Annotated in this window: 12 protein-coding genes and 2 pseudogenes; 2 read left to right on the forward strand and 12 right to left on the reverse strand. The window is 68.4% G+C overall.

The window, feature by feature from the left end:
* The 6 genes from QOZ89_RS45715 to QOZ89_RS45740 form a co-directional block, all read right to left on the reverse strand.
* Positions 1-1,139: thiolase C-terminal domain-containing protein (locus tag QOZ89_RS45715; protein WP_071049524.1), on the reverse strand; the 1,139-nt coding region annotated here is incomplete at its 3' end.
* A complete protein-coding gene (locus tag QOZ89_RS45720) occupies positions 1,136-1,543 on the reverse strand; it encodes a Zn-ribbon domain-containing OB-fold protein (protein WP_312630271.1) in 408 nt (135 codons plus the stop codon). The genes QOZ89_RS45715 and QOZ89_RS45720, both read right to left, overlap by 4 nt.
* A gap of 35 nt (positions 1,544-1,578) precedes the next feature.
* Positions 1,579-3,882: a CoA transferase gene (locus QOZ89_RS45725; RefSeq protein WP_083418802.1), complete on the reverse strand. Its 2,304-nt coding sequence runs from the start codon at positions 3,880-3,882 to the stop codon at positions 1,579-1,581.
* 268 nt (positions 3,883-4,150) lie between these two features.
* Positions 4,151-5,014: a MaoC/PaaZ C-terminal domain-containing protein gene (locus tag QOZ89_RS45730; protein ID WP_071049517.1), complete on the reverse strand. Its 864-nt coding sequence runs from the start codon at positions 5,012-5,014 to the stop codon at positions 4,151-4,153.
* Positions 4,998-5,201, reverse strand: coding sequence for an alcohol dehydrogenase catalytic domain-containing protein (locus QOZ89_RS45735; protein WP_083418801.1), 204 nt, complete (start codon positions 5,199-5,201; stop codon positions 4,998-5,000). The genes QOZ89_RS45730 and QOZ89_RS45735 overlap by 17 nt, the downstream gene beginning before the upstream one ends.
* 434 nt (positions 5,202-5,635) lie before the next feature.
* Positions 5,636-5,902, reverse strand: coding sequence for a hypothetical protein (locus tag QOZ89_RS45740; protein WP_397428967.1), 267 nt, complete (start codon positions 5,900-5,902; stop codon positions 5,636-5,638).
* A gap of 290 nt (positions 5,903-6,192) precedes the next feature.
* Between QOZ89_RS45740 and QOZ89_RS45745 the strand changes: the two genes are divergently transcribed.
* Together QOZ89_RS45745 and QOZ89_RS45750 are read left to right on the forward strand one after the other, a co-directional pair.
* On the forward strand, positions 6,193-6,831 hold the full coding sequence (locus tag QOZ89_RS45745; protein ID WP_071049515.1) for a TetR/AcrR family transcriptional regulator: 639 nt from the start codon (positions 6,193-6,195) through the stop codon (positions 6,829-6,831).
* Positions 6,832-7,188: 357 nt separating this feature from the next.
* Positions 7,189-8,009 (forward strand): annotated as a pseudogene (locus QOZ89_RS45750) (IS5 family transposase); the annotation flags it as partial.
* Here the strand turns inward: QOZ89_RS45750 and QOZ89_RS45755 are convergent.
* The 6 genes and pseudogenes from QOZ89_RS45755 to QOZ89_RS45780 all read right to left on the reverse strand — a co-directional run.
* On the reverse strand, positions 7,988-9,121 hold the full coding sequence (locus QOZ89_RS45755) for a hypothetical protein (protein WP_312630272.1): 1,134 nt from the start codon (positions 9,119-9,121) through the stop codon (positions 7,988-7,990). The pseudogene QOZ89_RS45750 and the gene QOZ89_RS45755 overlap by 22 nt on opposite strands.
* Before the next feature lie 149 nt (positions 9,122-9,270).
* Positions 9,271-10,083: an ExeA family protein gene (locus tag QOZ89_RS45760; protein ID WP_312630273.1), complete on the reverse strand. Its 813-nt coding sequence runs from the start codon at positions 10,081-10,083 to the stop codon at positions 9,271-9,273.
* Complete coding sequence (locus tag QOZ89_RS45765; RefSeq protein ID WP_312630274.1) at positions 10,080-10,298, reverse strand: hypothetical protein; 219 nt, start codon at positions 10,296-10,298, stop codon at positions 10,080-10,082. The genes QOZ89_RS45760 and QOZ89_RS45765 overlap by 4 nt, the downstream gene beginning before the upstream one ends.
* On the reverse strand, positions 10,295-11,680 hold the full coding sequence (locus QOZ89_RS45770; RefSeq protein ID WP_312630275.1) for a DDE-type integrase/transposase/recombinase: 1,386 nt from the start codon (positions 11,678-11,680) through the stop codon (positions 10,295-10,297). The genes QOZ89_RS45765 and QOZ89_RS45770 overlap by 4 nt, the downstream gene beginning before the upstream one ends.
* A gap of 101 nt (positions 11,681-11,781) precedes the next feature.
* Complete coding sequence (locus QOZ89_RS45775; protein WP_312630276.1) at positions 11,782-12,402, reverse strand: helix-turn-helix domain-containing protein; 621 nt, start codon at positions 12,400-12,402, stop codon at positions 11,782-11,784.
* 191 nt (positions 12,403-12,593) lie between these two features.
* Positions 12,594-12,866: pseudogene (locus QOZ89_RS45780) on the reverse strand (recombinase family protein); the annotation flags it as partial.

Genomic DNA, 12,866 nt, shown 5'->3' on the forward strand with positions numbered 1-12,866 from the left:
GGCCGCCTGTTGGCGAAGATGAACGACCCGGCGTTCGAGAACATGCCCCCGACCCCGTGGACGAACCCGACCTCCACCCCGGGCACCTGCGCGGCAGCCTCGCCGCGCACCTGGCGGATCGACTCCTGCAACGCGAACATGCCGTACATACCGGTGTGGGTGTAGGATAGGCCGCCGCCGTTGGTGTTCATCGGCAGGCGCCCGCCTGGCGACGTGTGCCCCTCGGCCACGAATGCCCCGGACTCGCCAGGCCCGACGAATCCCAGATCCTCCAGACCGTAGAGCGGCACGTGCGCGAACGCGTCGTACACCATGAGGTGGTCGATGTCAGACGGGGTCAGACCCGCTTCGGCGAACGCCATCGCGCCGGCGTCGCGGAACGCGCGGGAACTGGTGAAGTCGCTCATCTGCGAAACGATCGTATGCTCTGAGCTCTCCCCGGAACCGAGGATGTACACCGGCCGAGCGCCCAAGTCCGCCGCGCGCTCCGTGGAGGTCACGACAATCGCGCCGCCGCCGTCGGTGACCAGGCAGCACTCGAGGATGTGGAACGGATAGGCGATCATCTTCGACTCGAGCACGTCGTCGACTGTGATCGGTTCGCGTTTGAACGCCCGGGGATTCAACGCGGCCCACTTACGCTGGGCGACCGCCACGGAAGCCAGTTGCTCGTGGCTGATGCCCTTTTCCTTCATGAAGCGGAGCACGGGAACCGTGAACATCGTGGCGAAGCCGGCAACGCCGTAGGGCGCCTCGAACTGGCCCAGTGGCCCGCTCGCGGAGAAACTGAACGGCGAGCTCCCGACCCCGGACCTGCCGGACTGGCCGTGCGAGATCAGTACCGTGGTGGCCATACCCGACACGATCGCCGCGGCGGCATGGCGTAGATGCAGGAAATACGAACAGCCACCGACGCTGGTGGTGTCGACCCACCGGGGTCGGATACCGAGGGTGTGCGCGATCTCGCCGGGGTACGCCCCGGTGCTGGCGACCCCGTCGATGTCCCCGGCGGTCAACCCGGCGTCTTTGAGGGCTCGGATCGAGGCGTCGATGTTGAGCTGGAGGTCCGACATGTCCGGGATGACCCCGAGGCGATCGCTCTCGGCTGCGCCGACGATCGCGACTTCACCCGGCTTCATGCGGCCACCGCCGGCTCGAAGACGGGCAGCGCCATGCCGTCGCGCTGTTCGAAGGTGACCCGCAGCGCCATGTCGAGGATCAGGTTCTCCGGTGTGTTCTCGATGCCGACGATGTTGGTCATCATCCTGGGCCCCTCCTCCAGTTCGACCACCGCGAGCGCATAAGGAGCACGGTCCTCGAATCCCGGCGCCGGACGGTGGACGATGTTGTACGAATAGAGCGTCGCGTTCCCTGATGCCTTCACCCATTCCACCGCGCCGCCGGTGACGAACGGCGAGTAGTCGCGTGGGTAGAAGAAGTACTTGCCCGTGGTGACACAACGCTGGATCCACAGCTCACCGGCCGCGGCGCCATCCCAGAAACGCTGTGTCTCCGGGGTCGGCCGGGGTAGTGGTTTCGACATCAGACCTCACTCGTTCTCAGTTGGCGATATTCGAGCTAGCGATATGGGGGCAGGAACACGACGTCGAGCGGCCCGCCTGTCCGCACTGTTCCCTCGGCGACCAGCTCGTCGATGTGCGCCTTCTCGTAACCGGCGGCAGCGAGCAGCTCATGACTGTGCTCGCCGAGCCCCGGCGCCTTCAGCTGGTTTGTCTGCGGGGTACCGCTGAAGGACGCCAGCCTGCTGACGGCCGCGAAGCGGGCACCGCTTCGAACTGTCTCCCAGCCCAGCACACCTTGCTCGTGCAGCAGCGGATCGTGGATGACCTCCGAGAACCGTCGCGCCGGTACCGCTGCCACGTGGGCCGCGGTCAACCTGCGCAACGCCTCCGCGACGGTCAATGGCAACAGAACACGGGAAATCTCCGTCGCCGCGTCAGCCGCCAATTCGGCGGCTGTCACGTCGAGCCCCGCATCCCGCCAGGCCGCACTGTCGACCTCGTCGGTCTGGATCCGCACGAATCCGTCGGTGACGCGGTAGATGCGGTCGGTCGCGGTGGGGCCGGGAAAGTCGCGGCCACCGAAGCGTCCGGGTGATCGTTCCGGATAGTCGGCCAGGTCAGGGCCCTGCAGGACCGTCGCGGCAGCGGCCAGCGAGGTCGACACGTGCTGGGCCTGCCCGGTGCGGTCGCGGTGCAGCAGCGCGACGACGGTGGCGAAAGCGCCGAGTACCGCCGCCGTGTAATCGTTGGGTGGCAGCGAGTAGGTGACGGGAACGTCATCTCCGCCCTGCGCCAGCATCATCCCGGAGGCCGCCTGCAGCACCGTGTCGTAACCGGGCTTACCGGCAAGCGGCCCCTTCTCCCCGTAGGCGGTGACCGCCACCGTCAGCACCTCGGGGTTCAAGGCGGCCAGCTGGTCGTGACCGATCCCGAGCCGGTCCATCACCCCCAGCCGGAAGTTGTTGAGAACCACGTCGCAACCACCCAACACTGCGCGAACCGCGTCGACTCCCTCAGGCCGCCGCAAGTCGACCGACAGGCTTCTCGTCCCGCGGTTGCCACTGAATCCCTGCAGCCGCCATGGATCGCCTTGCAGCGGCTCGACCTTGATCACGTCGATGCCCAGTTCGGCGAGCAGGCACGCAGCGTACGGGCCCGCGACATACGAACCGAACGAAGCCATCCGAATACCGGCCAGCGGACCCCCCGACATCGGAGGAGAGACCTTGCCAGACCCACGCGAGACCGTCGACGGGCCCAGCCACCGAAGCTCACCGACCGGTATGGCCGCCGACGCCGGAGCCACCCGCGCCGGCGTGAGTTCCGAGGTCACCGGCGCTCCCGGCATCACCACCGGCCCCAACACGGGGTCGATCACCTCGACCCGCTGACCACTGACAACGACCTGTTCACCGCCGAACCACTCGGCCCGCTCGAACAAGGGAGTCACCGGCACTCCGGCGGACTCGAACAGGTCGATCCAGTGGTCCGCCGGCCTCGTCGCATAGAGCCTTTCGAAATAGTCGATCACCCACTGGCTGTTGTCCATATGCCACAGACGTTCAAGCTCGCCCCCGACACGGGAATCTTCGAGGAGATGATCGGCCCCGGTCAGCTTGATCACCAGCGCACCGAATTTCGGGCCGAGGCCTCCGATGTAGAACCAGCGGCCGTCCGATCCCTGATAGCGCGTATACATCGGGTTCAGCCCGCCTGGACCGACCGCGCGGTTCGGGTCCGGCTCACCGACCGGACGGGCATAGGCACCACCACCGAAAACGTTAGCCGCGTGCAGACCGTCGACGACCACAGTTTGCCCCGAACCCCAGCGCTGACGCGCAATGAGGGCGGAAACGGTGCACGTGGCAGCCCAGGCCCCTTGCACGTAGGTGAGATACGGATAGACGGCGTCGACCGGCGCACCGGAGAACGAGGCCTGATAACTGGCCAGGCCACTGATCGCGTGAAGCAACTCCGGAGACTCTCCCCCACCGAACCAGGGCGCACCACTATTGGCATACGGCGGAGTCAGAACGACAATCCGTTCCTCGGTTTCGGTCGCCTCATCGAGGCCAGCCCTGGTCAGCGCTTGGCGATCATCAGCAGCGATGACATCGCTGCCTTTCGCCAGACCCAACACGCTCGCGCGGTCGCTCGCCGATACCGGATCGACGAGCGCTAGCCGCTTCCCCCGGTTAAGGACCAGCCAATCCGAAGACAGAGAGCGACGACTTAACCGCGGGTCCCTCGGAATCGTCTTGACGGTGTCAGCCCCGAAATCGGCGAGCAGGCTGACCGCAAACGAACCCGCTCTGCTTGATGTCAGGTCGAGCACCCTGATCCCGGCCAGGGCGGTCATCGCTGGGACCGGACGTAAGTCGACATTCCTTCTCCTCACAGATCGGCACTTCGGTCAACATTGATAGAACCGTACTAGAACGCTGCTCTACTGTCAACAGCCTGACGACGACGGGTTCTCGTTGCAGCAAAAGGCTGAGGGCGGCCAAGCCCACTGCAAGATCGTCCGGTCGACTAGAGGGCCGTGATTTGTTGGATTGGTTGGTGGCGCGGTGGCCCGGGCCAATTGTCCCCGGCGTCCGCTCATCGAGCTTCGTGCTTCGAAATGCCTATTCGTGGAGAACGAACTCACCATTGCTCAGGAGCACCTCACCGTTGTCCCGCCTTACGACGAAGCTCACCTCCTCTCCGCCCTGCCAGGCATCGATGCGCAACGTGTCACCGGGGAACGCCGGTCGGCTGAACCTCCCGCTCAACGAGACGAACCGCTGCGGGTCCGAACCGGCGTACTCGGCCAGGAGCTTGCGGCCGACCACTCCGTAGGTACAAAGACCGTGCAGGATGGGCCGGTCGAAACCGGCCCGCGCGGCGAATTCCGGGTCGAAGTGAAGCGGGTTGTTGTCGCCGGAGAGCCGGTAGAACAACGCCTGGTCGGGCCGAGTCGCCACCCGCAGCACGCGATCCGGCGCCCCGTCGATGTTTTTCGGTCTGCTCGACGGACCGCGCTCGCCGCCCCAGCCGCCGATGCCACGAAAGAACATAGCTTGTGTCGACCGGCAATACGGTTCTCCGCCGTCCACGTCGGCGATCTCGGACACGGTCTCGATGACGGTGGCATTGCCCTTGTCCCACACCGCCGTGATCTCGGCGGTGATCACGACGGTCGCCTCGGTCGGGAACGGCCTCAGCTGTTCATATTTCTGCTCACCGTGCAGCATCGTCCCGGGGTCGACCGCATCCCCGAGGACCTCGAGCAGGCTCCCAACCCCTACGCGGCCGCCTGCGAGTACTCCGAACGTGGGGTAGACAACCTGCTGGCGCCCACCGAGGGAGTAAGTCGTAAACTCCAACTCCCGCAGCGGATCTTCCTGGCCGGCGCCGATGCCCAGGGCATAGAGGGCACAGTCACGGCTGTCCCAACTTCCGGGCAACGGCCCAAGTTTCACGCCGACCAGATCAGCATTGATTTTCACGAAGAATCACCTTGTCCCATATCGCCGATTCCCTCCTGTCTCCGTCCGCGCTCATCCCGCTGTTGTAGGTGATGGCGACGTGGTCGCTGACCTCGGCGCCGGTGACGGCGCTGCCCATCGCCTCGACGATGCCGGCTCCTTCGTGCCCGAATACGGCGGGGTGAGTGCGGCTCCGGCGGCGCCACACAGCGCCGAGTCGGCATGGCCAACCTCGGTGCCGGTGATCTTGACCAACCCGTCATTGTCAGCCCGCTCGCCGAGCTGCACTCGCTCGACTAGAAGTCCTGGCCGCGCTGATGACCGCGGCTGCGAGTCTCTTGGTCTGCTGCAAGGACTCGACACGACCGCCTCCTCCGATCGTCGCTGCTGCCGACTAGTGCACGATACTAGAATCATGCTCTAGCGCAAGAGTCTGCGCTCCACCCTCGGCGCTTTGGTTGTGGGGGTTGACTGATCGGCACCGACGGCCGTAGCGAGCAGGTCGCCGGTGCCGCAGGCACCTCGACGGGCGCGGTGATATCGTCGGGAGCCGAGCAGGACGGCGCCGAACATACCGGCGCCGTCCATGACCCACACCCAGTGAGCCCGCAGCCGGCGATGATCGCATCGTCGGTACTGCGATCAAATGGGCCTTACAGCCGACGACTTGGCCGCGCGGGACTTGCGGACATGACTGGCCCCCGGATCAACAGTGGAGATCACCCGGACCGGGGCGATGTTCTGGGCGACCGGCGGCTCACCCGGCGGGCTGAAGGCATGACCGTAACAACGCTTGCTGATCAGCGCCTCCGCGCCGGACACCGTCCGGCCAACCCGGCGGATCGCTCCGAGCAGCTGGGTCACCGCGTCCTGGGCGACGACGGCGTACTCGAGCGCGGCCGAGTCCAACGCCCGCCGCGTCTTCCCGGCCAGCAGCTCCGGTCGCGGCCACTACCTGCACCACACCGTCCACCGGAGATCGAACGTAAGCGTGGCGATCACGGCGGATCGGACAAGCAATGCGATCACCCGCAGCACAACCTTCGAGGCAGCCACGACACCCAACCTCGCAAGCTTTTCAGGCGTCCTTTGACATTCCCGGCGCCCCGACGCCGCGCCTGATACGCTCTAAAACGCGCTTCTGGAACAGTCAGAGGCCGTGCGGAGTTCGAGGGGGCCTACCGTGGGAGTTCGCCAAGATGTCTGAGCCCGATCTGAGCCTCGAGCTTCCCCGGGAGGTGAGCGTCCTCCGGGCGAAGAGGGCCCGGCGGCGGCCTAAGTCGGCCGATACCGAACGCGCGATCCTCGACGCGGCCGGGGTTCTATTCAGCGAGCAGGGTTATGAAGGCACCAGCATCAACGACATCGTCAAGCTGTCCGGAGTGAGCGTCGGGAGCATCTACCATCGGTTCGGCGGCAAGGCCGAGGTGTTCATGGCCCTGGCGGACCAAATACTGATGAGGCATGCCGCCGCATCGAGGGAGGCGACCGAGCAGGCACGCGCCGCCGGCGAGACCCGGTCGGCTGCCCTTTACGTGGCAGGCGCCAAGGCGCATCTCATGGATGGCTGGAGGATGCGAAGGATCTCCCGGATCGTGCTGGGCAACGACGGGCCGCCCGGTTTTGCGAGCGCGCGGCGGGAGGCAGAATCAAGGTTCATGCATGGTGCTCGGGGCCTGACGATTCGCAAACCGCCTCTGCCCAATTCGAGTGCCGTTGCTGTCACCAGTCTCGTGCACGCTGCCGCATTGCAGATGGTGGAGGTCGACGACGAGCTCACGGCGACGAAGATCGCGGACTACTTCCTGGACCTAATCCTCCAGCTGGAAGACCGGTAGGATTGATGCGCGGGGCGGTGCCGCAGGCTCATGCTAGTTTTTGATCACCCCCATGCCATGCTAACCATCCTGGTGGAGGCGGCAGAGAGTCGGAACGACTCCGGGGTGAGTTATCGGGGTTCGTTGCCGATGTGGCCGGCCTGCTGGACGGGCGGCTCAGGCCGATGGCCAATCGTCCCCCGAAGGGAACGTGCAGGCCGTGTCGCAGTTTGTCAACCGGCCACCGACGCCGCGTCGCCCTGCCCACCGGAGTAGGAGCTGTTCCTGCCCCGAACAGGCGGACCAGGGAACCCGGCGGCGGTCAACGCGCTAGGCCGTTTCTCGTGGATCAAGGTTGCTGGATAGTCTTCGTGATCCATGGTTGGTCGGCATGAGATCACCGACGTCGCGTGGGCGCGGATCGCGCCGCTGTTGCCGAAGAACCCGCCTCGGGGCGGGCGCTGGTCGGACCATCGCAAGATCCTCAACGGGATCCTGTTCCGGGAACGTACGGGTGTGCCCTGGCCGGACCTGCCGGAGCGGTATGGGCCGTGGCAGACGGTCTACAACCGGTTCCGTCGCTGGTCGCTGGATGGCACCTGGGACCGGATCCTGGAACACGTCGTGGTCAAGAACGACTCGGTCGGCGCGGTCGTGTGGGAGGTGTCGATCGACTCGTCGATCGTGCGTGCCCACCAGCACGCCGCCGGTGCCCCGCACGCTGTCCCGAAGGATCAAAAGGGGACGGTCCGATCAACGGACACACCCGGGAGACCGCCCAGGAAACGGAGGCCCTCGGCCGGTCGAGAGGCGGACTGACGAGCAAGATCCACGCCGCGGTGGACGGGAAGGGCCGCCCTCTGTCGGTGGTGCTCACCGCCGGACAGGTCAACGACTCGACCCGGTTCGTGCAGGTCATGGACAGTATCCGGGCGCGGCGCGAGTGTCCGGGCCGGCCACGGACCCGGCCCGATCATGTGCTCGCGGACAAGGGATACAGCTCGAAGGCGATCCGCGAGGAGCTGCGTCGACGCAACATCGGCCACACGATCCCCGAACGCGACGACCAGAAGGCCAACCGCAAACGGCGCGGGTCCGCGGGCGGACGGCCACCCGCGTTCGACCGGGAGCGGTACAAGCACCGCAACGTCGTCGAGAGGAGCAAGCCACGGTGCTGTCATAGCCGTGGCTGTTCGACATCGCCGTCGGTTCCTTCCTTGTTGATGTTGTCGATGCGGGCTGCCTGATTGGTCAGCCAGGGGCGGCGGTTGTGCTGGCCTCGGGGCACGTGGTGCAGGGCGCGGAGGCGTTCGACCTCGGTGGGGTCGGCGCGCACGACCGTCAGCCGGGCCTGGGGGTGGAGGTATCCGCTGGCCCAGCCGCGGCGGACCCAGGCGTCGAGGGTGGGCTCGGGCATGCCCAGGTATTCGGCCAGGTCCCGCAGCCACCATTCGTGGTCGTCCAGCTTTGGGCGGGCGTGGCGGGCTGGGGTGCGGGTCCGCTGGATGCCGAGGGCTCGTAGCAGGTCGTTGACCGCGTTGGGGGTGAAGGTCGCGCTGCGTTTGGGTGGGCGGAGTCCCTCGGCGTTGAGGCGTTCGGCGATCTGCCTGGTCGTGTGCCCCGTCTCGACCAGTTCGCGGGCCCGGGCGGCGAGCTGGGGGTAGTAGCTGAGCTGGGTCAGGCACGCGACCGGGCGGACGATCTGGCTGCGGGTGTGGTGCCCGCCCGCCCAGACGACCTCGACCTGGACCTTCTCGGTGGTGTCGACGACCGCGACGCGGACCTGTTCGATCAGCTGCCGGAGCAGCTGTTTGCGGTCGGCGTCGGTGGTGCTGGCGGCGTGCCAGATGCCGGGGATGTCGCTGGCCAGTGCACGGATCTGGTCGCGTTCGGCGGCGGTCAGGGTGCGCGGGCGGGCGGCGGTGAACCGGTCGTATTCCTCGCTGAGGCGTTCTCGTTCGGCGAGTGCGGCTTCCCAGTCGGCTTCCAGCTGGCGCACGACGAGGCGGTTTTCCGGTTCGGCCAGCTGGTACTGGCGCCGGGCCCGGTCTGCCTGGTAGTCGGCGCGTTCCAGCCGCTGCCGCCAGATCCGGTCCACCTGTGCCCGGCGCTGTTCGACCTGGTCGGCCGCGGCGAGGGAGACCTCCAACGCGGCCGGCCTCAGCGCGGCCAGCAGCAGGCCGGTCACGTGCGCGTCCGCGCAGTCCCCGGCCAGTTGCTGACACTGCCCGGTGCCGTAGTTCTTGTCCCGGGCGCACACGTAGGACGGGTGCAACCGCCCACCCGGCCCGCGCTGGTAGCGCACCGTCATCCTGGCTGTTGCGCGCCGTGCTGGATGCCGATGACGGCGTCTTCGGACGTGCCGACGGCTGGTTGATCGAAAGCCCCGTCCCTGGGTCGGGGGCGGGGCTTTCGTGGGGGTGTTGGCGCGGTGGTCGGTGTGGTGGCGCGGGTCGGGGGTTAGTCCTCGGCGGTTTCGGCGAGGGCGGTGTGGACGGATTTCTCGTCGACGAGGGCGTGGCCGGTGGCGTAGGCGGCGAGGAGGGATTGGAGGGCGAGGTTGTTCACGGCGCGGGGGTAGCCGCGGGCGGCGGTGTGGATCAGGGTGATGGCGTCGTCGGTGAACAGGGTGTCGGAGCGGCCGGCGAGCGTGAGGTGGTGGCGGGTGTAGCTGGCGGTGTCCTCGGCGGTCATGGGGGGCATGGTGTAGCGGATCGTGACGCGTTGTTCGAGGGCGGCGAGGACGGCGAGGCGCATGGCGCGCTTGAGGGTGGGCTGGCCGATGAGCAGGCAGGCGAGCGGGGAGTCGGAGTCGAGGTCGTGGTTGGTGAGCATGCGGATGGTTTCGAGCTGGTCGTGGGTGAGCAGGTGGGCTTCGTCGAGGACGAGGACGGGGGTGCGGCCGCGTTCGTCGTGGGCGCCGGTGAGCGCGGTGGTGGACTGGGCGATCAGCCGGGAGGTGTGGAAGGTCGGGGTGGCGCCGAAGGCGGTGACCACAGCTTCATGAATCCCGCGGACACCGACCTGCGGGTTCGGCAGGTAGATCACGGTGTGGCGGGACGGGTCGAGGTCGGCGAGCGCGGTGCGGACCGCGACGGTCTTGCCGGCGCCGACCTCGCCGGTGACGATCCCGATGCCGCGCTCGGCGATGCACCAGGCGATGCGGGCGACGGCGTGGCGGTGGGCGTCGTGGCGGTGCAGCATGCCGGGGGCGAGGTTGCGGCCGAAGGGCATGCGGGTGAAGCCGTAGTGCGCGCGCAGTCGTTCGATCATGTGGGGTCTCCGTGCTCGTCGCCGAGGATCTCGGTGATCAGGTCGGTGGCGAGGCGTTCGGTGGCGATGGCGGTCTGCATGACGGTCTCGCCGAGCAGGAGCTGGTCGTCGCTGTGGTAGGGGTCGCCGAGCTGGGCGGCGGTGTGCGCGAGGGTGACGGCGAGGCGGGCGAGGTCGAGCGCGGCGTCGAGGCGGTGGCGGGCCGGGCTGGTCACGCGGGGTCCCGGTTCGGGGTCTGGTCGTCGAGAAACGCCAGGTAGTTGATCTTTTCGGTGAGGGTCTTCGTGTGCTGGGCGTCGACGAGCGCCAGGTAGTTGATGCCGGTCGGCCGCGGTGTCTCGGCCGGGGTGTCGGGGCGGGCCTTGGGGTGGCTGTGGCGGCCGAGGGTGAAGGGGGTGGCGGTCCCGGCGTCGGTGTCGCCGAGACGGACGGTGAGCTCGGTGAGGTCGAATGGGTCGAAGACGAGCTCGACGCGGCGGCCGGCCAGGTGGGCGTCGACCTGGTAGCGGTTGCCGTGCAGGGAGACCAGGCCGGTGCGGGAGACGACCCGGGTGGCCGACCAGAGGAATGCCTCGTGGATCTGGTCGGGGCTGGCCGGGCGGATCGGGGTGGGGTCGGCGTCCCAGCGGGCGAGGGGGGCCTGTCTCGTCTCGGAATGGATCTCGTGGTGGTAGACCTGCTCGACCCAGCCCTGGAAGAGCCGGTTGAGCTCGTCGAGGCTGCCCACCGTCGTCCCGGTGCCCGTCGGGGTGCCCTCGTCTGCGATCTCGACGAGGAACTGGGAACGGACGGTTCCGAAAAAGCGCTCTATTTTCCCTCGGCCTTCGGGGCGGTAGGGCGCCGAGTGGGTCAGCCGGATGTCGAGCCGGGCGCAGGCGCGGCGCAGCGCGGCGTCGATGAAGACGGCCCCGTTGTCCACGTAGGCCCGCTGGGGGATGCCGCGGGTGGCGAGCGCGCGGCGCAGCGCGTCGGCGAGCCGGACGGTGTCCTCGTGGAAGGACCAGCGGTAGCCGACGACGGCGCGGGAGTAGTCGTCGACGAACGCGAACAGGTGGGTCCGCCGGCCGCCGAGGAAGGGACCCTTGAGACTGTCGCCGGTCCACAGCTCGTTGCGCCGCTCGGCCTGGAACGGCGAGAACACCCCGGCCGGGGCGGCGGGCAGCGCGCCGGGGCCGAGCCCGACATCGGCGAAGTGCCGCTGCAGGGTCCGCAGCGCCGGCGCCCAGCCGAGCTCGGCGATCAGGATCCGGCGGACCTGCGCCGCGGTGCGCTCGGGGTTCTCCCGCCTGAGCCCGTCGGCCATCTCGAGCACCTGCGACGGCGTGCGGGCGGCCACCCGCCGCGGCGCCGGGACAAGGGCATCGAAGCCCCCGGCCCGCCAGCCCGCGATCCATCGGTCCAGCGTCCAGCGGGTCACCCGCACCGGCCGGCCATCCGGGCCGACGTGCTCCCGGGCCGCGATCGCCCGGACCAGCCGGCCGCGCTGCCGCGTCGTGAGCGCCGGGTCCGCCGCCTCGCGAACAAGCGCATACCTGAAAAGAGCGATATCCCGGGCGCGGGCCCGCCGCCGGGCAAGGTCCCTCTCCCGCTCGGACATCCACCACCTCCTGAAGATCCCGCAACCTGTGTGATCACGATTCCTCCAGGCTGGCGGCGCCCAGGCCAGCCGCCCAGGGGCGCACTCGTGTTGATCCACGATCACGCAACGCTTATGATCATCCAGGTTGGAGAGGGCGAGAGCAGCTGCCCGTTCGTGGCCGCGACCGCGGCCGCCCACGGCGCCAGCGCGCCGAGCAACGGCCACCGCGTGCCCGCCACCACCGTCGCCCCGGCGATCGCCGCGACCGCGTCACCGACCGCCGAACCCGCCGGCGCCGGCAGCACCGGATCGATCCCGACCGCGACCAGCAGGCCGGTGAACATCCGGCGCACCTCGTAGGCCCGCCTCGCGAACCGGCGCAGCCAGCCGCGGACCGTCGAATGCGGCCGGCCCAGCTGGCGCGCGATCGCCCGAGCGCCCGTCCCGGTGGCCACCGCGGCCAGCGCCGCCCAGATCAGCGCCGCCACGTCCGCGCGCCGCAGCAGCGCCACCACCGGCAGCAGCACATGGGTATGCCCGCAGCGGCCGCAGCGCGCCCGCCGGGGCCGCAGCCACAGCACCGCCCAGCCGAGATCCCGCAGCGGACGCCGCGTCGAGCACCCCCAGGAAGCGAGCACCCCGCCGCAGTCCGGGCAGGCCAACTCACCCGCCCGCAGCCGCCGCTCGACCACACCCAGATCTGCGTTTACCGTGAGCACCGCGCCCTCCAGGCGCCTCACGGCCCTTCCCCGGGTTTCCCGCCAAGGACTTACGGGGAAGGGCCGTTCCCGTCACCGACGGCGCTCACAGTGACGCCCTCGGCCAACCGGACACCCACCCCACGATCACCAACCGAACTCGATCACAGTTTCGGCGTTTTCCTTGGCACCTTGGCGCCGCCGACGAAGCCCGACCCGCCCGCCACACCCCATCAAGATCGTTGCAGCGTCAGTGGCGCAACGACCCCCGCCCGTCGGCACTGAAGTTGGCGCCCAACACTGGCCCCGCAACGGGCGCAGACCACCAGCCCGGCCAGCAGGGCCGGGCCGTCGCGCACCGCGCCCGGACTCGCCGCCTGGGACTGGTTGGCCTGCATCCGCTGCATGTTCCGCTCGTACTGCTCGACGCTGATATAGGACGGCAGCACCCCTGGCAGGCAGACGGTCCACTCTGCCCGCTCGGTGCGCACCCGCCCGGTGAACGG

This window comes from Pseudofrankia coriaricola, from assembly GCF_032027725.1.
GTDB lineage: Bacteria > Actinomycetota > Actinomycetes > Frankiales > Frankiaceae > Pseudofrankia.

Excerpts from the sequence above, each read along its gene's own strand:
- QOZ89_RS45720 (WP_312630271.1), bottom strand. The coding sequence starts at position 1,543 with ATGTCGAAACCACTACCCCGGCCGACCCCGGAGACACAGCGTTTCTGG.
- QOZ89_RS45725 (WP_083418802.1), bottom strand. The coding sequence starts at position 3,882 with ATGACCGCCCTGGCCGGGATCAGGGTGCTCGACCTGACATCAAGCAGA.
- QOZ89_RS45745 (WP_071049515.1), top strand. The coding sequence starts at position 6,193 with ATGTCTGAGCCCGATCTGAGCCTCGAGCTTCCCCGGGAGGTGAGCGTC.
- QOZ89_RS45755 (WP_312630272.1), bottom strand. The coding sequence starts at position 9,121 with ATGACGGTGCGCTACCAGCGCGGGCCGGGTGGGCGGTTGCACCCGTCC.
- QOZ89_RS45760 (WP_312630273.1), bottom strand. The coding sequence starts at position 10,083 with ATGATCGAACGACTGCGCGCGCACTACGGCTTCACCCGCATGCCCTTC.
- QOZ89_RS45770 (WP_312630275.1), bottom strand. The coding sequence starts at position 11,680 with ATGTCCGAGCGGGAGAGGGACCTTGCCCGGCGGCGGGCCCGCGCCCGG.